This window comes from Bradyrhizobium sp. AUGA SZCCT0222, assembly GCF_018130205.1.
In the GTDB taxonomy this organism is placed as follows: Bacteria; Pseudomonadota; Alphaproteobacteria; order Rhizobiales; family Xanthobacteraceae; genus Bradyrhizobium.
Genome location: NZ_JAFCLX010000082.1, coordinates 1 through 21,290 on the forward strand (window position 1 = coordinate 1; position 21,290 = coordinate 21,290).

The window sequence follows — 21,290 nt, forward strand, 5'->3', positions numbered from 1 at the left end:
CGGTGATTCGTTGTTCAACGATCACCCCTTTGGCACATTCGATGCCTGGAGCGGGCGTCGTCCACTACATCAATCGCTACACGAGCGACGGAGCGGCAAGTCCGGCCACGTCAGCTATGCCGCCGAAAGCGGAAGCAGAGCATAAGCCGCTCCGTCATAGGCCAATGCGGGTTGATGGCGCTGCTCGTGCGTGCCGCCGACTAAGAACCGTTGATTAACCCCGCGCGCGCCGCAGCGCAGCTTCCAATCGCTCCTTCTCCTTATCCCGGCGGGCTTTTTCGGCTTGCGATCTCTTCTCGAGAGCCTCGGCCTCGGCCTGGATGGCGGCGGCCCGCTTCGCGTACTCCTGCTCGGCTTTGTCCAACGCCGCCTGCGCGCTGTCGACCGCCTGCTGTCGCCGTTGGCGTTCCTTCTGCCTGGCGGCCTCTTCGCTCGCCCGTTCACGCTCGCGCCGCTTCTGCTCCTTTTCGTAGGCGAGAGCGGCATTTCGGGCCGCAGCCTTGTCGATGGGGAGAGAGGAAGGCTTTTTCGCCTTATGACCTTTCGACTTGCGGGCGGCTTTCGTTGGTCCTCCGCCGCCAAGATCGGTGGGCAGCTCGGCATGTTCGCTGAAAGGTCGGTCGGTTCCAACCGGGCGCCTGAGAACGACGCCGGGCTTTGCCATGGTCGCCGCGATAACATCCGGATCGTTGCTTTCCTTCGCCGCGCCCTGGTGGAAGAGATTGCTGTCCGCGCCCCACGCTTCCAGAGCCGCTTTCATGGAGGGAGCGGCCATCGCCAGATCGAAGAAGCCCAGCGAAGTCTGGTAGGTCTTCAGTTTTCTCACCATGAGACGCTTTACTTATGTAAGCGCGCGTTGCTCCTAAGCCCGTCGGACGGGCGTTGCCACGCAGCTCGCGAGGGTCAAGTCGTGGTGAGCGTTCTTGGGCACGTATCGAACTTTTTGGTTGGCACCCACCCCAGAAATTAGAGCCGCTTTCGAGGAGTTGTCACCTGAGATCATAAGCACGAGTAATGTACGCTAACCATTGAAAACACTAGCTTAAGTGGCCGCAGTCAGCAATTTTCTGCACGCAAGGTTGGACGCATTTTGTGTATATTACGGGTCCACCAAGGCGCATCCCGAGCCCTTGGCGATGTACAGGGGGCCGATCGTGAGCAACGAGACAACCATCTGCTGGATTTGTCTCACCAATCCAGCGACCACACGCGAGCATCGGATCAAGCATAGCGACTTGCGGGCGCTGTTCAGAAAGCCTGGAAGGGGGCTGCCCTACTATTACAGCAACCCCAAGCAACAGAATATTCACGTCCAGAGCCTCGACGGCAAGCTTCTGAAATCGCCGGCTTTGATCTGCGAATACTGCAACAGCACACGTACTCAGCCGCATGACCGCGCCTGGGAACACATGTCCAATTGGCTGCGACTTCGTCCGACACCATTGCGCATCGGAGGAAACGTTCGCGGCGACCGAATTTTCCCCTATGACACACGACGACGCATGCTGGAGGTACATCTCCTTTTCTTGAAGCTATTTGGCGGCATGATCCAGGAAGCGGCCGGAAGCCTTCCAATCGACATCGAGCCTTTTGCCGACGCGATAATGAATGGCCGGCGGCACGATGAAGTCTATCTTCAATTCGGAAAGGGGGATGGGACCGTCGGCATTCTTCCGGCAAAGCCAATCAAGACAGAACAGGGAAAACTCATCTTTCTCTGGTTCTATCGCATAGGTCCCGTTGTGGTGAATGTCATCTACGCTCAGCGCGGGGAGCGTTGGGAAAACTTGGATCAGACGTGGCATCCCAAGTGGGGAAAGAACAATTTCGTCGTCGCTGACCTCCGGCCTCGCATAACAAAAGCTTACGAGGCCGACAAGGCGGAGAGAGAAAAGCAAGTAACCGCGCAACCTACCTGACGGTGTCGAAGCAAGCTTTCCGTGAACCCACCGCAAAGATACCTTAAGCCGACTTCCGCTGCGGTTTGGCCGCCGGCTTCCTTGCCACCGCCTCCTTGGCTGATTTCTTGCCGGCAATCGGCATCAGCATTTCCTTCTGCCCGGCCGTCGCCTTGCGCGCCTTTTTGGCTGGCTTCTTCGGCGCCTCTGTCGCTGCCGCCTTTTCGCCGCCAATGCTTTTGCGCAGCGCGTCCATCAGGTCCACCACGTTCTCGCCTCGGGGACGCGCTTTCGCGGTGATGGGTTTGCCGGCGCGCTTCTGGTTGATGAGATCGAGAAGGGCGGTTTCGTACTGGTCTTCGAACTTGTCCGGCTGGAAGCGGCCCGCCTTCTGGTTGACGATGTGCTTGGCGAGATCAAGCATGTCTTTGGTGACTTTGACATCCTGGATGTCGTCGAAATATTCGTCCGCAGCACGCACTTCGTAAGGATAGCGCAGCAGCGTCCCCATCAGGCCCTTGTCCATGGACTCAAGGGCGATGATGTGCTCACGGTTGGTCAGCACCACCCGTCCGATGGCGACCTTGTTCATCTCGCGGATCGTTTCGCGGACGACGGCGAAGGCGTCATGGCCGACCTTTCCGTCCGGCACCAGGTAGTAGGGACGAATCAGATATCGCGGGTCGATCTCGCTACGGTCGACGAATTCGTCGATCTCAATGGTTCGCGTCGATTCGAGCGCGACATTCTCGAGCTCCTCCTTCGTCACCTCGATGAAGGTGTCGGTGTCGATCTTGTAGCCCTTGACGATATCCTCGTTGGCGACCTCCTCGCCGGTGTCGGCATCGACCTTGGCGTATTTGATGCGGTGGCCGGTCTTCCGGTTGAGCTGGTTGAAGGAGACCTTTTCGGATTCCGACGTGGCCGGATAGAGCGCTACCGGACAGGTGACGAGGGAAAGACGCAGGAAGCCCTTCCAGTTAGCGCGGGGTGCCATGACGGGGGAACTCCAATACTGATGCTGGATTCAAGACGAATGGCCGGGCTTGGTTCCGACACCCCGGCCTTTCCAGCAGGGGGATTTTTTCTCGGAAGCCTGCCCAAGCGGACTCGATTTTTGTTCACTTTATGTTCTAATTCGGAATGACCGATCGACCCGCGAGCTGGCGCATGCCGACCCCGAAACAGATGGAAAAGCTGGCTGTTGAGGCCGTCCGCAGGCGGAGCCCCTCCGCTGCGGCTCCGGATGCACCCCTCCCGGCCGAATACTGGGAATCGGTCCTCAAAGACCCTCGCGCCGGAGCGACCGAGGCCCAGATACGGCAACGACGTCTTTCGGAAATTCAACGCCACGTCCTGCGCATCTCCTGCCGTCGCTGCGAGCGGACCGTGGAAATCCAGACCGCCGATGCAGTCCGATTGTATGGCAGCAACGCGGTCTGGAAGGACGTCGCGCAGCGGCTGCTCGACAACACCTGCCAGCAGCGCACCGGCAGGCATGAAGAAGACGGGTGCTAGCGTTCGAGACGCCGTAGCGGATCACCGATTCGATCTCTTTGCGCCTGGATGTCCGGATGGCCCCGAAGTATCATCCTACGCCCCTGTCGGGCGGCGACCGCAAGGCTCTGGCGAAAGAGCTCGGCAAGGCGCGGGCAATGGCCAACATCCTGGCTACCCGATCGGCGGAAACGCGAGCGAAGGGGGAAGCCCTCATCCAGCAGGCCGACAAGCTGCTATGCGAGAGTTGGAACGAACGCATGTGGTCGGACGGAGAACCGATGGATCCGTCCCCGACGATCGACCAAGCGGTGAATGGCGGCTTCCCTTGGCTGGAGATCCAGTGCGCGCGCTGCAAGACGCCGAGCGACGTTGACCTCGCGGCGATGAAGCATCCGCCGACCACCTTCGTGCACGATCTCGCCAGCCGGCTGCGCTGCCGCAAATGCGCCAAGGCGGGCCGGCGTCCTTCCGCGACTCTGCTACAACTGGCTTGGCAGCCGCGCCACCCTCGCACCGAAGCCTGACCGATGTGCAATCTCTACTCGATCACGACCAACCAAGCCGCAATCAGCGCGTTGTTCCGCGTCGTGAACCGATACGTCGGCAATCTGGCGCCGATGCCCGGGGTTTTTCCCGACTACAAGGCACCGATCGTGCGCAACGGGGCCGAGGGCCGCGAACTCGCCACGGCGCGCTGGGGAATGCCGTCGTCGTCAAAAGCGCTGATGGACGCCACCAAGAAACGAGCCGAGAAGCTGCGGGCCAAGGGCAAGACCGTCGATTTCAAGGAGCTGCTACGGATGGAGCCCGACGGCGGCACGACGAACATCCGCAACGTGAAGAGCAAGCACTGGACGAGATGGCTGGGAGCCGAAAACCGCTGCGTGGTGCCGTTCAACTCCTTCAGCGAGTTCAACAAGGCCGAGGGCGGTGATATCTGGTTCGCGCTCGATGAGACCCGTCCCCTCGCCTGCTTCGCCGGTACCTGGACCAACTGGACGTCTGTCCGGAAGGTCAAGGAAGGTGAGACGACTAACGACCTCTACGCGTTCCTCACGACCGAGCCAAACGCCGAGGTCGGCGCCATCCACCCCAAGGCGATGCCGGTCATCCTGACGACGCCGGACGAAATCGAGACCTGGATGACGGCCCCTCTGGACGAGGCCCTGAAGCTGCAGCGGCCACTTGCCGACGGCACGCTCCGGATCGTCGCCCGCGGCGTCAAGGAAGACACCGCCGGGCTAACGACGTGACCATCGAGGACGATGACGAGCAGGTAGCTCCCCCGAGTCGCCAGCGTAAGATCATCCACATCGACATGGACGCCTTCTATGCGTCCGTCGAGCAGCGGGACAATCCGGATCTTCGCGGCAAGCCGGTCGCCGTCGGCGGATCACGCGAGCGCGGCGTCGTGGCGGCGGCCAGCTACGAGGCGCGCGAGTTCGGCGTCAGGTCGGCCATGCCATCGGTGACCGCGAAGCGGCAATGCCCAAACCTGATTTTCGTGACGCCGCGTTTCGAGGTGTATAAGGCGGTCTCCCTGCAAATCCGTGAAATCTTCGCAGAGCACACACCGATCATCGAGCCGTTGTCGCTGGACGAGGCCTACCTCGACGTGACCGAAAATCTGCAGGACATTCCATTGGCACGGGACGTGGCGTTGGCGATCCGTGCAAAGATTAAGGAGATAACCGGCCTCAACGCTTCGGCCGGCATCTCCTACAACAAGTTTCTGGCCAAGCTCGCCTCCGACCACCGCAAGCCTAATGGCCAGTACGTCATCACGCCGGAGATGGGGCCTGCGTTCGTCGAAGCCCTCCCCGTCGGCAAATTCCACGGCATCGGGCCTGCGACCAGCGCCAGGATGAATGCGCTGGGCCTCTACACCGGCCTCGACATGCGCAACCAGTCGCTCGAATTCATGCAGACCAACTTCGGCAAGGCCGGTGCGTACTTCTATTGGATAGCGAGGGGCGTCGATAATCGCGAGGTCCGCGCGGACCGAATCCGGAAGTCGGTCGGAGCAGAGAATACTTTCTCCAACGACCTGACCGAGTTCGAAGCCATGGCCGCCGAACTCGAGCCGCTCATCGACAAGGTCTGGCGATACTGCGAAGGTGCCGGTAACCGTGGTCGCACGGTGACGCTGAAGGTGAAGTTCAACGACTTCGAGATCATCACGCGCAGCCGGTCCGTCCCCGTCGGGGTTTCGAGCCGCAGCGACTTAAAGCGCCTATCGCTCGCTTTGCTGCAGAACGAGATGCCGGTCCCCAAGCCGGTCCGGCTTCTGGGCGTCTCGCTGTCAGCGTTGCAGCATGTCGACGACGCGGAGCCACAGCTTGCTCTGCCGATGTGATCGCATCACTGAGCCCGACCGACAGAGCCGGACGCGAACTAGCACTCCTGTTCTCAATTGGCTCTTCAATTCAGGAAGGCCGTATCGAGTAGCCGGGCTAGACGCACGCCGGCTTTTTGCAATTGTTCCTTCACAACCGGCTCATTCGCATCCAGATATTGTGCACTGATGTTCAGCGCATTGCTCGTGATATCGCATGACGACCCATGCATGGCGCAGTACATCGTTCGTGACGCCTTCGAGATCGCAAACGATTCGTTAGCCCAATCGCGCGGTACGGAAGCAATCCAATCCGCTTTCATCGCTGGGGTGACAGTGGCTAGGAGATCGGTCACCGCCTCATGCGCATCAGGACCAACCGCATATTGAACAAGGCAAGTGTCCCAGACCGCGTGAAGATTTCCCGGACACCGCCCGCTCGTCCTGATGGTGTTGACCCCTTTATCGTCGAGGAAAGAGACATGCAGCGGTTGATGTATATCACCAATCCAGTGTCCTAATGATTTCAGTGCGACCAACTTGTTCGCGTCGGCCTGCTCTTTTGCGCGGAGAATTTCGAAGTCACGCAAGATCGCAGTAAGGACGCACGCGTCGGCCTGCGGACACTGGTCCGAGATAAGTCCTTTGGAATCCCGAGGCAGGTTCAGGAAATGCTCGGGCGCACGTATGCGCGGATGGTCCGGATAGATGCAGGAGTCGGAAAAACTCTTGAACTCACTATCCAACTGCATCAGCCGATTGATTGCGGCCTGCGTGTTCGACAGGACCGAGCGGTAAGCAATTTCGCAAATAACCTTGTGGCCCAAATCGCCCCAGGCCCTCGCCTCGCTGCCGAGCAAGATCAACATCAATATCGCGAACGGGTAAGACCAGTGATAATTTCTCACGCGACCACACGATCGTCATTATCGGCGCAGCGCGCGTACGATCACCAATAAGGCGTCTTGCAACGGCCACAGCGATGCCGTCGCCTCATCCCAGGGCGCGTGCATCCAAACATTGCGTTCTCCTTCGGTCGCCAAAATCACCGGCACGGTCCCTTCAAATCGGCGTCGCCAACTCTAGGTATCTGCAAAATGCATTAGCTAGTTGCATCTGGCGGGGCGTCCGACATTCCGCTTCGAATAATCTTGGCGATGAAACGATAAGGCAGACACACTTCGCACGCGACGTCGCAACGTTCAGGCGATTAGCGCTGTAGAGAAACTCCATACCGCGCGGGGCGTCGGAGTGACTTGACGTCGCCATCGAATAGATAACTATGGGCGCTTCCTGTCCTTGGAACTTGTCCACGGTCCCGATGCGCGCACCCGGCAGTCGCTCTTGGAGCTCGAAAACCTGGGCGTTGTACGGAGCGATGATTAAGAAGTCGTCGAGTACAATCGAGGACTCGGCGCCGAGTCGATCGACCCACGTCGTGCCAGATCCCAATATTTCAGAGACAAGATCGTGGATGGCATCGGCCTCTTCCGGCGAGGAGCTCTGATTGCCCGTGTGCTCGATCGGAAGGTATCGAAGGCCAGCACCTTTCAGTCTACCGATTGACCTTATCTCTTGGCGCTCCAGGCCCGTTCGAGATTTCAAGCGGCCGTCGTAGAATAACTCCGAATTGAAAGCGCAGATAAGGGGATGCAGTCGCCAAGTCTCTGCAAGAAAAAGACCACGATTAGGCGGAACGGTAGCATGAGGTCCCAGGATATGATCCAAGGCCGAGACGCCTATGCCGTCGGGGTGGCTTCCCTGGATCGGTTGCTCTAGTTGCCGAGGATCTCCAAGAAGCACGATGCTTTTTGCCGCCTGAGAAACCGCTAACACATCTGCTAGTGACATCTGCGCGGCTTCGTCGATAAACAGCACGTCGACGCAAAGACGCGCGTCGGCCCGAGCCCAGAAGAAGGAGGTACCTCCACCAACCGCACAGGTGCCACCCAAAGCATCGAGAGCAACTTCATTTTTCGTCGCGAATTGCAGAGTCGGAAGATCATCCTCCTTGTCGGTCACCTTCTGAACGCATTGGATCTGCAAGCCCTCGCTGGCCGCCGCGACAATCACTTCGTCGAGAAGGTTGCGGATTACTTTATGACTGTTCGCCGTAACACCGATCCGCTTACCGTCACGGGCGAGTGCGCAGATCATACGAGCGCCAGTGTATGTTTTCCCCGCGCCCGGCGGACCCTGGACCGGAAAAACGCTATGATCTAAATCGAGAGCGATCCGCACAGCGGCAATCAGCGTCGGCTCGCAATCGAGTTGGAGCATTTGTCCCCGAAGTCGCGGCACGTTTGCCATCAAAAGATCGCGCGCGGCGCGATGATCCCCTTCGCCTTCCATCCCATTGGCGGCCACGTATTCTCCGAGCCGAAAGAGCGACTCAGCCTGCTCATCGTGGTCAAACGATTTATGGGTAAAAACCGCCTCAGCATGGAAGCCGGCCGTGTCGCCGCGCTTCTTGATATCGATCGTCCGATCATCGTGTGAAATGGCAACGACAGTTCCGTAGTGATCTCCTCCGACGCTCCGAAGTTTGCCGTCCGGTCGAATATCGGTATCCTGCAGCTCGAATTTGTAGCGATGGATGGGCGCCTTGGCGGTGCCACCAGCCTGCTCAACGAGAATTAGTCCGGCGAGACCCGCCCGTTCGTGGAGAAGGTCCCCGGCCGAAAGATCGCGAAGCCGATAATATTCCCACCAAACGGCTTTCTTTTCACGACCGTGCCAATCCAGCATATACGCTAGAAGCCAGCGCGCATGCTCTTCAACCGTTCGGTCGGCGACGTCGTCGGGTATGCCGTTTGTGAGCCGAACGATAAGGCCCTCTACCCTCTTCTGCCAATCGCCTAGCCTTTCGCTGACTTCCACGACCTTCGGAACGGGCCGCTCGATTATTGCACCATTGGCGATGAGACTAGCTCGAACCGCTTCCAGCCACATCTGAAGCGCAGAGGTGGAAGCGCAGTCATCCCGATTGTAGCCCTTGATCGCGGTCTTATCTTCCTCAGGAATGCCCGACGAATCTGCCATTTCCAAGCGCGCCTGCGTCCTTGCCATTACACGGCCAACGTCCTCCAGCGGCACGGTCCGTTCGAATGAATAGAGCGGCTCGAGTTTCTTGATCGAATAGCTTTCGACGCTGGCACGGATACTGTGGCGGACGACCGCAAAAAGATCGACGAAGATCTCCGCGCGCAGCAGATTGTCTACCTCGCTTTCGCGCGTCGCGTACCGACCCATCAGGCGCTTCAACGCTGCGGGCTCGTAGGGTGCGAAGTGGTAGATATGCAAGTCGGGATAGGTCGCCAAGCGTCCGCTTACGAAGTCGATAAAGCGCTCGAATGCGGCTCTCTCATCCTGCCGATTGGAGGCCCAATCCCCCGTGTATTGCGGGGCGCCATCAGAATCGAGGTAAAGATACCCGAACAGAAATTCCAGCCCGCCATCTCCGACGAATGGGTCACCTTCGAAGTCGAAAAAGATGTCGCCTGCCGAGGGCTCAGGAAGGCGAGACAAACCAAATCCCGCGATCGGAGGCAAGGTTTCGCACACGACAGCCCCAAGCGTCCGCCCTTGGACTTGAATCCTGCCCTGCTCACGAATCCTCTCGTAGCTTTGGGCGGCTCCCCGATCGGGTCTCCACTGGAGCGGAAGAGGCATGGTTGCGAGCGCAGCCGTGCTTCCGACGTTGTGCCTAATCAACTCCCCGATTTGGAATTTGCTGATGCCCGCGACGAGGGACAAATGATCGTCGGCCCGCCTCCGGTCATCGCAATGACGGCGCCATCGACATATTTCGCAGTGCTCGACCGGTTCGGGATACGCAGGATCGGCGACAGTAACCGACACCGAGCGCTCAAGGCTTCCCCTGACGTGCCTATAGTAAGCAGCATAGTCGGCAATACGATAAGCTTCCGGAGTATAGTTAGTGCCCGGCGTCACCACATAGGCGGAGGTCGGCTGCACCCCTTGTTTTTCGGAAAGCAGGTCGGAATACAGGGATATCTGAAGAACCGTGTTGCCCTTCGTTTCGCGGGCGAGCTTCGTGTCTATCACTTCGTACGACCAAGCGCCGAAATGGCTCGGTGTTTCCACTCTGCGTAGAACGTCGGTCCGTCCGCTCCACCGGCCTGCCTGAAGCGCGCCCTGAACAATGATCGGATCACCGCGGGCCATCGCATCGCCGGTCGCAGCGACAGACATGTTGTCGACACCAACTCCGTTGATGAGAGTTACGGCGATTCCGCCCGATTTGATATGCTCGATAAAGCCCTGCTCGTGCAGCACACCTCGCTCCACAAGCGCTTCGAGTACCGGGTCCCAGACTTTCGGCTTCTCAAGTTCCCCGTTCGCAACCTTGAGATCGAGTTCCGTCAGGTAGCGGCAATTCAGGTGCCCGACCAAATCTCCCGAACTGAAATTCAGCGTTGCCCCGATCTTCTGCATTTCCCACCCCTGCCAACGATCCAGTCAGGTTACCCGGCTCGGTTTCGCCGTGTATATTATGCTATTTTCCCGAGTATCGTGCCTGGATTGCGCTCGAAGTAGACAAGCAATCCGGCCTATAGTCGCCTGTGGAGTAAACGGGGGGCATTTGGTGCAGGCGGGTTCGGTCGAAAAAGCGCGTTGGCTGCGTGACTTGCAGCGTTTCCTCCCTCTCCGGAGCCAGTTTGTCCTTTCCGGCAATACGCGAGACCTGCAGATCCATGAACCGATCCCCGGAACCATCACGGCGGTGCCGCTCGCACGCGCTCTTCCGGACGCCTTGAAAGAGGCAGGCTATCTGCGGATCGCGAGCTTCGACCTGCTAAACGGGTTTCGCGCTCTCGAACCGGGCGACGACAGTTTTCTGACACAGCTCGGCCTGACACCAGTGAATGGGGCCGCCGCAGGCGGCATTGACCTTTTGTCGGCAGCGCTTGAACGGCTCGTGGGTGGTGACGGACCACCCGCAGTCCTAATTATCGACTTTGCCTCACGGCTGATCACGCGTAACGAGGCGCTTTCGCCGGCAGAGCATCAATTGTTTTCCCGAGCATTGATCCTTTCGCATTCCGCGCGCGCGCGCCCAGCCGGCGATCGCCGCCTGCCGTTCTTCAATGCGGTCATCTGGATTGTCGACAAGGAAGGCGACCTGCCCGATTGGTTTCTCATCGGCAATCCGCGCATTCGGCACATTCCTATCGGCAAACCCGACCATACGGCGCGAAGAAGCTTGGCCCGTTCCCTAATGCGAAGTCTTCCAGGCGCTCAAACAGCCGCCGAATCCGAGGTTGAAAAGTCCATCGAAGGTTTCGTCGATGAGACCGAAGGTCTTCTGCTTGTCGATTTGAGCGCCGTCGCGCAGCTCGCCCGGAGCGAGAATGTTGCATTCGACAGGATCTCGGACGCGGTCCGGCGTTTCAAGGTCGGCGTAACGGAAGATCCTTGGCGCAAGATCAGCCGCGACAAGATCAGCACGGCAGAGGCATTCGTGAAACGACGGGTAAAGGGTCAAGCCCACGCCGTCACCCATATGCTGGATATCGTCAAGCGTGCCGTCACCGGAATAGGACAATCTCCTCGGGGCGGACGTCCCAGGGGCGTCGCGTTCCTCGCCGGCCCGACCGGTGTTGGAAAAACGGAACTTGCAAAGACGATCACCAGCCTGCTGTTCGGAGACGATAGCGCTTACATCCGTTTCGACATGTCGGAATTCAGCGCGGAGCATTCCGATCAGCGTTTAATCGGCGCGCCCCCCGGCTACGTCGGATACGACGTGGGAGGCGAACTCACCAACGCCGTCCGGGAAAAACCTTTCAGCGTCCTTCTGTTCGACGAAATCGAAAAGGCTCACCCACGGATTCTCGACAAATTTCTGCAGGTGCTGGACGACGGCGTTCTAACCTCCGGCCGCGGCGACCGTGTCTACTTCTCCGAGACTTTCATTGTATTCACGTCCAACCTGGGGATTTATACGCCGGGTCCGTCCGGCGAACGCATCGCCAACGTTACGCCCGACGAAGCGTTCGATACCGTGAAGCGAAAAGTGCGCGGCGAAATCGAAAAGCACTTCAAATCCGTGCTTAACCGGCCCGAGATACTGAACCGCATCGGAGAGAACGTCATCGTCTTTGATTTCATCCGCCCCGAAGTCGCGGACGAAATCTTCGATCAGATGGTTGATGCCCTGCTCAACGATGTTGGATCGCTGGGTTACAATGTTTCCCTTTCGAAAACCGCGAGAACGGCGCTCCGTGGTTTGTGCCTGGCCGACCTTTCGAACGGCGGCCGGGGCATCCGGAACCAGGTAGAAGCGCATCTCATCAATCCGCTTTCACGGGCCCTCTTCGACAGTGGCGCGGAAATCGGACGTCGATACGAGATCCAGGAGATCACGACGGGCGCATCGACGACGGTCACGTTCGCGAGCGGGCCGGTCTCATGACCGCGATCATCGCCCTGTCGCGAATACATTTCCCAGTCACGACCCTGGGGCCGGGCCGGCGCATCGGCATCTGGTTTCAAGGTTGCTCGATCCGCTGTTCCGGCTGCATCTCGATGGACACGTGGGCGCCAGGCCGCGGTATCACGACCATCGACGACGTCGTCGGCGCAATAACGCCATGGCTTCCCGCTGCCGACGGCATCACCATATCCGGGGGCGAACCCTTCGATCAGCCTATTGCTCTGCTCGCTCTCCTGAAAAGGCTGCGGTCGCTAACCGATGCGGACGTCCTCGTATTTACCGGTCATCCGTGGACCAAAGTCAGGGAATCGGCGAATGCGTCTCCAGGGTTGATCGACGCGATTGTTACAGGCCCGTTCGATGTCAACCAGAGACAAACGCTGGCTCTGCGCGGCAGCGACAACCAGGAACTTCACTTTCTCACCGCATTGGGCCAAACCCGCTTTGAATCTTTCCAACGGCCGATGACCGACGTGGAAAGAACTCTGGACGTCATGTTCGATGACCGTGGCGACGTTTGGTTCGCGGGCATACCGGGGCGGGACGATTTCCGGCGGTTGCGGGAAATGCTCGAGCGCGCCGGCGCAAAACTTAGCACCTCGGAAGACAAACGACCGTCGAGCGGCGGGATGTCCGCCCAATGATCAGGCTCTGCCCGAACTGCAACACTGAACGGCCTCTCACGGAAATCTTCTGCGAAGGGACGGTCGACGCCCATAACTGCGGGTGGGACCTTTCGGCAGTCGATATCACGCTGCCCGGCATGCCGGCTCCCAAGCCTCAGCCGATGCCGACGCCGGTAGGTGGGCCCGCCTGCAGAAACGGTCACGAGAACTCACCTGGAGATCTCGTTTGCAGCGTTTGCGGCGAGCCAGTCGAGGAGCGGCGAGCCGAAGACCCGATGCCGGCACCGGAGCCGTCACCCACGCCCGAGCCAGTCCTTGATTCCGTCGAGACGGCAATAGACGGTTGGCGCCTACAGGAACGCATGAGTTCATCGAGCACTGTCCGCGAGCGTTTCGCGGCCGTCCGTGAGTCAGACGGCCTAAGGGGCGTACTTACCCTATATACGGCGGGATCCGAGCCGGACGGCGCGATCTACGACCTCCTGCGCAAGCTTCCACGCGGTCACGTGCCCGAGATCTTCGCGACCGGGCGATGGTGCGACCGCGCATACGAGGTGGTCGAGGAATTCATCGGCGGGACGCTTGCCGATCTACCGTCTGATTCGGAAGGAGCGGAGGCGATCCAAATCCTGGTCGCCGAGCTTGGTCAGGCACTTCACTCCCTGTCCGAGGCGGGCTTAAGACACCGCGATCTACGTCCTTCGACGATACTTTTGCGCTCCCGGGATCCCTTGGATCTCGTCATCACCGGCTTCGGTTCGGCGCGCCTTTCGGAATTTGACCTTGATATCGCCTCTCCGCTCGAGACGACGCGATACATGGCGCCCGAGGCGATAGCCGGCGGTGTCGCACCAGCCTCGGACTGGTGGAGTATGGGCATGATCCTTCTGGAGCGTGTCACAAGCGGCGCGTGCTTCGAGGGTATCAATGAGCAGGCCTTCCTGATCCATGTCCTCACCAACGGCGTCCCGCTTCCGGAAAATCTGAATGCTAATACTGAGCTGCTGCTTCGTGGCCTACTCGCCCGCGACCGTCGGCAGCGGTGGCAGTGGAAGGAAGTCCAGGCCTGGCTTGCCGGTGAACCAGTCACGGCGCCGGAAGCCGCAGCGCGTGCCGAGGACGTAGACGGCCGCGCTCCGATATCGTTGGGCGGCAAGCAATACCGCTCGCCGGGATCCTTTGCGCTGGCGGCGGCCGAAGCGGCCAACTGGGACGCCGCAAAAGACCTTCTACTGCGTGGTGCGGTCGCGACGTGGGCGTCAGAGGCCGGTTTCGAGCCAAGAATTCCCTCTGCCCTTCGTCAGTTCGCCAGAGCAGAAGGCCTGACCGACGACTTGCGGCTTTCGATCGCCCTGAAGACGCTGAACCCGTCTATGCCCTTGATCGTCAGGGGCAACATCGTCACGCCAGGATGGCTCCTCGACCATCCGGACGACGGATATAATCTGATAACCGGTCCGGCCCCGGATCTCATCCGGAAGGTCGATCCCGACGATTGGCTCTGGCGCCTTAAGCTGCGCGCTGAGACAGTCCGAAAACGCCTCCAACAACTCGAAATTGCGGTCGACGAAGAAACACTTCGCGTCCACCTGCTTTCAACATCCATGGCGCGTCTCGCCGCACTCTGGGAGGAAAAGCGGAAGCTGCTCCCCGACACGGACCATGCGGGCGTGGTTTCCCTGATCGAACGTCGCCAGTCAGCCGAGGAGGATCTCGTTATCCTGCTCAGCGCATCGTCGGGCCAGTTCCGATCCGTCATGGAGGTAGTTGACGAAGCTGCCAAGGAAGCTTCCACAGCAGGCCTGACCGGATTTTACCGCGATCCAGCCGCCGCATTGCTGGCGCGGCCTCGACGCGAGATCTACCGCATGATCGACGACCGCATCGAGAATTTCGCAAGATGCGGTGTGCCCTCCGTCGACGAGTGGGCGAACCAGTTCCGCCTGGACCGGAGGATGCCGATCGCACGCGCCCTGGCGCTGCTCTCGGTCGCTCCGGAAACCTGGAGGCCCCTGCCGAAACAGGGATACGTGTCCACGATTTTGGACTTTTTCGCGAAAAGAATCTCCGGCGGCGTACTGCGCGGGCCGCTCACCCGCATGCTTATCGGAAAATCGGCGGCGCGGGTGGATCTGACCGAACTCGATACGTCGAGGGTGCCGGCGGCGGAGATCCTCGAGCATCTCCTTTCGCGCGGGACCCGGACGGTCAACCTCGATCCAGCCGCATTCTCCGAGAACGACGGATTGGAACGAAGGCTCCGTTCGCTGCATTCCCATGCGCTGCTGTACAGGCGCGATACCGGCATTGACGGCCTCTATATGGCCTTCCCGTTTCTATTGATGCGTGACGGCAGGCCGAACGCAAAGCCCCGCATCGCTCCCGTGCTCCTGTGGCCGGCGCGTGTCATTCCGGAAGTCGGCAATCGCGGGCACGTCACGCTGGGATATGGTCGCGAAAGAAGCACCGACGCCGAAGCCGAATACGTTGTTGTCAATCCTGCCCTTGAAGGAATGGTCGGCATTCAGGAGGCCAAGAGATGGCAGGAAGCAGCCCAAGAACTCCTTGCTCGTGCGACCTTCTCGGCGTTGGACGTAATGGACGCGTTCGGACATCTCGCCGCGGCCGCCGGTAATACGCTGTCGCCCTTGCCGGGCAAGGACGTCAAGGTCGGCGCCCATGAGCGGCAGATCCTTCCGTCCGCCGTTTTATTCCATCTTGCATTCATGGGTCAGGCCGTGATGAAAGATCTCGAGTTACTTCGAGGTCTGCCGCCCAGCTCTACCGCTCTGGAAGCCGCACTTCGGCTTTCCGATCACAAGCCCGAAAGCGATGGCCGCCCGGTCTCCGCGCGTGAGATCGAACGGTTTTTCACGGCGGACAGCGATCCCTCGCAGGAGGCTGCCGTCATGGAGGCCCGCCAGGCGCCGGGCCTTGTCGTCGAAGGCCCGCCAGGAACAGGCAAGAGCCAGACGATCGTCAACATGGTCGCTGACGCGATCGGTATGGGCAAATCTTTGTTGGTGGTCTGCCAGAAACAAGCTGCGCTCGAGGTTGTCAGGAAGCGCTTGGAGAAGGAACGGCTGGGAAACCGTTTCGTGATGATCACCGACGTCAACCGCGATCGCGGAGCCATCATAGGATCGGTAAGGGAGCAGGTTGAGCGCTTGCATAGCCAGCCCGTCGGCGGGGCTCCGGCCTGGAAGCGTGACCGCGAAAGGTTGGCGGCACGCATCGAATCGCTGGAATCGGATCTAGATCGGCAACAGACGGCTCTACATGCGGTGGACCCAAATACGGGACTGACCTATCGCACGCTGCTCGGGGAACTCTTGGCCATCGAAGCAGCTATCCCCAAACCGATGGATCTTCCGTCAATCCGCGCATTGCTCACGGATCTTCACCCCGCGGATGTCGTCACGCTCGAAGAAAATTGCGGACCTTTGGCAAGATTTTGGTTACCGGCCAAATTCGAGGGCAGCGCCCTGTCGGTACTCAAGCTTTTCAATCCAGATCGGGGCACCGCGGACACTCTGGTGGAAACTTTACGTAGATTCGCGGAAATGGATACAAGGCGCGAAGAGGTTGATGCCGAGACATCGAACGCGTTGGATGTCGTCGACGCCGAGCGCCTGCGCACGTGGATGGCCAGCGCCGGCAATTTGCGCGCCATCGGCGCCGCCTTTTGCGCCAATTTGGGTCGTTGGCTTCCATTGTTCCGAAGTTCCGAGGGCAACGGCTCTCGAGGCACTAATATGCTTGCCGATCTCATCCAGATCGAAACAGCACTGTCCGCGCTCAACGCCTCCCAACACCAACCCGGGATTTCGGAAAAGCTTATCTCAAGTCGATCGGACGAGCTGCGCAAGCTTGGTGCCCTCGCTAAGACCGTGCTCAGCCCCGTCGTCGGACTGGGACATATCAATCCCATGCGCTGGATCCGAAAGCGAAATCTGCGAAAGCAGATGATCGCAATGGACCTTCTTTCGGACGATGAGGGCGTTCGGGCATTCGATAATGCGATCGACCTGGAGATGGCCCTGCGCCCATTAAGGCTCAAGCTTGCCGACTACGTAATGGCGCTCTTCAATCGCGCGCCGGACTCGAAGCTTCCGCCCGCCCCATTGGCTGCCCTCGCCGGAAATCTCCATTCCATCGTTACGCGAGTTCATGGCTTCGTATCGCTTATCGACGAGTGCCCTCAGAGAGCAGAGTTGGACCAGGCCGCCATGACAGGCGCGATGGAAGACCTGAATACTTTCTTCGATCGGGCAGATCGTTCGCTTCAGCGCTATGACGCGCGGGTAGCAAGCTACCAGGCTCTAGAGCATCTAAAACCATATCTCGATGAGCTTTGGATCGGGTTGCGGCGTTCAGCAATCCACGGCGGACGCTCCAACGGAACCGCGATCAGTCTGATTCTCGAAGCTGTTCCGACACTCGCGAGTTTTCAGGAATTTCGACTTCGATCGGTGCGCCTCGGAGAGGCAGAACGCACAATCTTCCGGACACTCAGGGCGAAAGAGGCGGAACTATCGCGGCTATCCGCCGCCGATCTGGACGCCTGCGTTCGTGGCACCATTGCGCGCGAGGCCCGGATTGCATGGAAGGCCAAAATGGAGGCATCCAATCCGGAGGTCCTTTTCGACGGTGATGCAAGCGACGTGAAGGTCAAGTCGCTTGCGGAATCCGATCGGCAAATCCGGAACTGCAACCGAGAACTTCTCATCAACGGCATCGATCCCGGTCGTGTCCGGCCGACGCGAGATTGGGAACCAATAACAAGGCTGACCGGCCAAAGGGCACTGCGGTTGCGCGAATTTATCGATCGCGGGAGTGCGTTAGGCCTGTTCGCATTGCGACCCGTTTGGCTGATGACGCCGGACGTCGCGAGCCGCGTACTCCAGCCGAAGCCAGGCATCTTCGATACCGTCATCTTCGACGAAGCCTCCCAGATGCCCGTCGAGTACGCGCTGCCGTCATTATTCCGGAGCAAGATCGTCGTCGTCAGCGGAGACGAAAAGCAGATGCCGCCGACGAGCTTCTTTGCGAGCAAGGTCGAGAACGATGAAGCGGCGATCTTCGACGGAGAGGAACCCGAAGATGCGGCAAGCGAGGAAGAACGCGACGTCTTCACGGAAACCTGGAACCGGCGTGAGATCAAAGACTGCCCCGATCTGCTGCAACTCGCCCGTTCGGTATTGAGGTCAAGAACGCTTCAGGTCCATTATCGGTCCGAGTATCGCGAGCTCATATCCTTCTCGAATGCGTCGTTCTACGGAAACCGACTGAGCGTACCCGTTCGACATCCGGATGAAATCATCCGCACGATAAGGCCGATAGAAATGATCCGGTCGGATGGCGTATACAAGAGCCAGACAAATCCGAAGGAAGCCGCCGACGTCGTCGAATACTTGAGTAATCTTTGGGAGGACACGTCGCCTCCCTCCGTCGGGGTCGTCACGTTCAACCGCAAGCAGGCCGACGCGATCGAAGATGCGCTCGAAGAGCGCGCCGAAGAGGACGCATCTTTTCGCGAAGCCCTGATGCGCGAGCGTGAGCGCACGGAAGGCGGCGAAGATATGGGTTTCTTCGTAAAGAACGTCGAGAACGTGCAGGGAGACGAACGCGACGTCATCATTTTCTCTACCACCTTCGGTCGCAACGAGCATGGTGTATTCCGGAAAAGCTTCGGCGCACTGGGACATACCGGTGGTGAGCGTCGCTTAAACGTTGCGGTGACGCGCGCTCGGAAGAAGATCGTCATGATAACCTCGATGCCGATTGCGGAGATATCCGACCTATTGACTACGCGTCGCGGTCCGCGCGTGCCGCGGGACTACCTTCAAGGTTATCTCGAATATGCACGGACCGTGTCCGAAGGCGCCGGCGATTCCGGCAGAAGCCTGCTTGAGCGGATGGTGACGGAGAAGAGCGCGGAACACAATCTCGGGAATCACGAAGACGACGGCTTTACGAAGTCCGTCGAAAACTTCATGGAAGCGCAAGGATGGACTCCCGCAAAGGCGCGCGACGGCGGAGCATTCAGCCTGGATTTCGCAGTCACCGATCCCCGGACGGGACTATATGCGATCGGGGTGGAGTGTGACGCTCCGCGTCACCGCCTTCTTGAAAAGGCGCGAGCGCGGGAGGTTTGGCGTCCGAACGTGCTGGGCAAGGCCGTACCACACATTCACAGGGTTTCGTCGTACGCTTGGACGCATTCGGGGGACACCGAACGTCAACGCCTCAAGGAAGCGGTCGAGAATGCACTTCGAAGCGAAGGAGGATTTCAATGAGCGGTCCTAAAGCCTTCCGTATCGTGACCCGCGCAGAAATTATGACGATCTGCCGACGAAGCCTCGCCCGACTGGACGCCGCCATTGAAGACTGGATTTCTCGTGGCGAACGTAACGGCACAATCGACAAAACGGACATCGACAAGGTCATTGCGCGAAGGGACGTCCTTCGTGGCCTGCTGTCGGCCGATAAGTTTGTCGAGCTTCAGAAGCAGATCCCGGCGGAAATCTCCTATCTTCAAGCCGATGCCGAACGGCGCGCCGAGAGGGCAGCCGAAATGGAGGCTCAATCGAAGCAGACCATGAGACGGATGAGGGGAACTGCCCAGGCGCTCCTCGCCAGCGCCGGCTCGTCGGGCATACAGCTTCCGAGCGAAATTCGGGAGGAACTCACGTCAGCGAAGACGCCATCCGAACGACTGGAAGCAGCAATCAATAAGGCCTTTCTTTTGCTTCACGCGGCGCCCGCGACCGAGGGCGTGTCCGAGCTGCAGCGCAGCGTGGCTGCCCGGCTTGGCGCCGGTGAGAAACGTATGAGCTTAGAGGAATGGACGTCCCAACAGCCTGGGGTGGTAGAGGATCGGGCACTGCTTCAGGTGGACGGATTTCTGGGCGAACTGAAAGGTCTCGGCATCGATCCAAGCCCTTTCTCGACGCGTATCACAGCTCTAGAACTTGAATCCCCTGCCCGCCGGCCGCTACTCGCTGATAGTCTGCTCCTCGACCTTGCAACAGCAGTCAAAAAGGGGCGCGAGCACGCGCGCCTCCAGAGCGACCTCCGCGCGCGCCATGCCGAGCTTTCGGAAATGAAATCTCCCGAAGCGGCGTCGCTGCGATCCGAAATAGGTGACATTCTCTCGAGAGCTACGCAGCGCAATGAAGCCGAACTTATCAAACGTGCCGACTTCCTCATCGAAGAAGAAGTTCAGGCGATCGCTGCGGAAGAGCGACGGCGCGCCGTGCTCGAAGGCTTAGCAGGTCTGGGTTACGAAGTTTCGGAGGGAATGGCGACGGCCTGGGTCAATGGAGGCCGAGTTGTTCTTCGGAAGGCGGCCAATCCCGGATACGGCGTTGAGCTTTCTGGAGGATCGAAGTCCGACCTTCTTCAAGTCAGGGCGGTTGCGTTCGGCAATTCAACCGAAATGCGGGATATAAGCCGGGACCGTGACATCGAAACGATCTGGTGCGGAGAGTTCGAACGACTTCAATCTTTGATAGCCAACGATGGCGGACACCTTGCAATTGAGCACGCGCGGCCGGTCGGACAATTCCCGCTCAAAGTTGTTGAAGACAAGAACGGGACCGCTGGAGACAACGACGCAGTCACGGTGACCCGCCATCTGCTTCGGTGAACGTGAATGCCAGCGGCGCCATCTTGCCGCAGTGAAATGCAGCAAGAGGTAGACTAATCGCTGACGTCGTTTCTTTGCAGTTTATGATCCGGAGCAAACGTCGCGGGCCTTAATCTGAAACTTCTGCTTTAAAACGAATAGGCCGTCGTCGCCCATGAGATTTCTTAGTCATAGTTATATTTGATCAAGCTCGGCAAAGGTGTGTAACCCCGTTCGCGAGTTCATCTGCACCCACGCGAACTTCATCGGCACCGGGTTCCGGAAGATCAAATGACCCTCAACACGCGGCGTCTCGGACATACCAACATAGGCCTGCAACTTGGAAAGATGCTGTGTGATCAGACTGATCCTATCGAGATGCTTCCTTAGGTCGTCGCGCTTGCCTTCATCATTTATTTCGCCGCGGTAGTCCGAGAGTTGCTCGGCGATTTCGCCCTCTGTCTTGCGATATTGCAGGTCCTTGCACTCGCAAAGCAGAAGACGACCCGTAGCGTCGTTCCAGGCAAGTACATCGACGTCGCCGTAGTCTCGATCGAAGCCAGTACGCAGAATTTCCGTGACTTTCTTTTCGACGGCCGTCTTCCAACCAAGCTCGGTCAACCGTTCGGCGACTTTCTGAGCAAACGCACTGCCCATCTTGTGGCGGGAGGATCCAGCCCATGACCTCATTTTCGGCTTTAACTGCCAACGGGGAAAGTCGCCGCGATGATAGTTGCCGAGCATGTACACGACAGCTTCCCGCACTAGGTGGTGTGGACTCTAAGGATTCCCTTTTAGGCGCAAATCAGATTCAAGGCTTCTTTTTGGGAGGCAGTCTTGG

The 21,290-nt window shown here is 59.2% G+C and carries 14 protein-coding genes; 9 read left to right on the forward strand and 5 right to left on the reverse strand.

The genetic code is table 11. The features are described from left to right. Positions 1-214 precede the first annotated feature (214 nt). Positions 215-829, reverse strand: coding sequence for a cell envelope biogenesis protein TolA (locus JQ629_RS35995; RefSeq protein ID WP_212416654.1), 615 nt, complete (start codon positions 827-829; stop codon positions 215-217). A gap of 325 nt (positions 830-1,154) precedes the next feature. On the opposite strand from JQ629_RS35995, the gene JQ629_RS36000 reads away from it, so the two are divergent. After that, the gene (locus JQ629_RS36000) at positions 1,155-1,919 is read left to right on the forward strand and encodes a hypothetical protein (protein WP_212416655.1); all 765 of its coding nucleotides are present in this window, start codon (positions 1,155-1,157) and stop codon (positions 1,917-1,919) included. Between the two features lie 43 nt (positions 1,920-1,962). Here the strand turns inward: JQ629_RS36000 and ku are convergent, their stop codons facing one another. Next, the gene (ku, locus tag JQ629_RS36005) at positions 1,963-2,895 is read right to left on the reverse strand and encodes a non-homologous end joining protein Ku (protein ID WP_212416656.1); all 933 of its coding nucleotides are present in this window, start codon (positions 2,893-2,895) and stop codon (positions 1,963-1,965) included. Positions 2,896-3,041: 146 nt separating this feature from the next. Between ku and JQ629_RS36010 the strand changes: the two genes are divergently transcribed. From JQ629_RS36010 to dinB, 4 genes are read left to right on the forward strand one after another with little or no spacing between them, the layout of a single operon-like run. Further along, on the forward strand, positions 3,042-3,416 hold the full coding sequence (locus JQ629_RS36010; RefSeq protein WP_212416657.1) for a hypothetical protein: 375 nt from the start codon (positions 3,042-3,044) through the stop codon (positions 3,414-3,416). Between the two features lie 56 nt (positions 3,417-3,472). After that, positions 3,473-3,922 (forward strand): hypothetical protein, encoded by a 450-nt coding sequence (locus tag JQ629_RS36015; RefSeq protein WP_212416658.1) that lies wholly within the window; start codon positions 3,473-3,475, stop codon positions 3,920-3,922. A gap of 3 nt (positions 3,923-3,925) precedes the next feature. Next, complete coding sequence (locus JQ629_RS36020) at positions 3,926-4,651, forward strand: SOS response-associated peptidase (RefSeq protein ID WP_212416659.1); 726 nt, start codon at positions 3,926-3,928, stop codon at positions 4,649-4,651. Next, positions 4,648-5,754 carry a DNA polymerase IV gene (gene dinB / locus JQ629_RS36025; protein ID WP_212416660.1) on the forward strand — a complete coding sequence of 369 codons (1,107 nt, stop codon included), beginning with the start codon at positions 4,648-4,650 and terminating at the stop codon, positions 5,752-5,754. Before JQ629_RS36020 ends, dinB begins: the two co-directional genes overlap by 4 nt. Before the next feature lie 65 nt (positions 5,755-5,819). Here dinB and JQ629_RS36030 read toward each other — a convergent pair whose 3' ends face one another. Both JQ629_RS36030 and JQ629_RS36035 read right to left on the reverse strand, forming a co-directional pair. Then, positions 5,820-6,602, reverse strand: a complete 783-nt coding sequence (locus JQ629_RS36030) for a S1/P1 nuclease (protein ID WP_212416661.1) — start codon at positions 6,600-6,602, stop codon at positions 5,820-5,822. 193 nt (positions 6,603-6,795) lie between these two features. After that, positions 6,796-10,191 carry a TM0106 family RecB-like putative nuclease gene (locus tag JQ629_RS36035; RefSeq protein ID WP_212416662.1) on the reverse strand — a complete coding sequence of 1,132 codons (3,396 nt, stop codon included), beginning with the start codon at positions 10,189-10,191 and terminating at the stop codon, positions 6,796-6,798. A gap of 151 nt (positions 10,192-10,342) precedes the next feature. Between JQ629_RS36035 and JQ629_RS36040 the strand changes: the two genes are divergently transcribed. From JQ629_RS36040 to JQ629_RS36055, 4 genes are read left to right on the forward strand one after another with little or no spacing between them, the layout of a single operon-like run. Further along, positions 10,343-12,172: an AAA family ATPase gene (locus JQ629_RS36040; protein WP_349631372.1), complete on the forward strand. Its 1,830-nt coding sequence runs from the start codon at positions 10,343-10,345 to the stop codon at positions 12,170-12,172. Then, entirely contained in the window at positions 12,169-12,837 is a 669-nt protein-coding gene (locus JQ629_RS36045) for a 4Fe-4S cluster-binding domain-containing protein (protein WP_212416663.1), read from the forward strand. Before JQ629_RS36040 ends, JQ629_RS36045 begins: the two co-directional genes overlap by 4 nt. Further along, complete coding sequence (locus JQ629_RS36050; RefSeq protein WP_212416664.1) at positions 12,834-19,118, forward strand: AAA domain-containing protein; 6,285 nt, start codon at positions 12,834-12,836, stop codon at positions 19,116-19,118. Before JQ629_RS36045 ends, JQ629_RS36050 begins: the two co-directional genes overlap by 4 nt. Beyond that, on the forward strand, positions 19,115-20,470 hold the full coding sequence (locus JQ629_RS36055; protein WP_212416665.1) for a hypothetical protein: 1,356 nt from the start codon (positions 19,115-19,117) through the stop codon (positions 20,468-20,470). The genes JQ629_RS36050 and JQ629_RS36055 overlap by 4 nt, the downstream gene beginning before the upstream one ends. A 174-nt stretch (positions 20,471-20,644) precedes the next feature. Here JQ629_RS36055 and JQ629_RS36060 read toward each other — a convergent pair whose 3' ends face one another. Further along, positions 20,645-21,214, reverse strand: a complete 570-nt coding sequence (locus tag JQ629_RS36060; RefSeq protein ID WP_502753665.1) for an anti-phage protein Upx-like protein — start codon at positions 21,212-21,214, stop codon at positions 20,645-20,647. Positions 21,215-21,290: the final 76 nt, after the last annotated feature.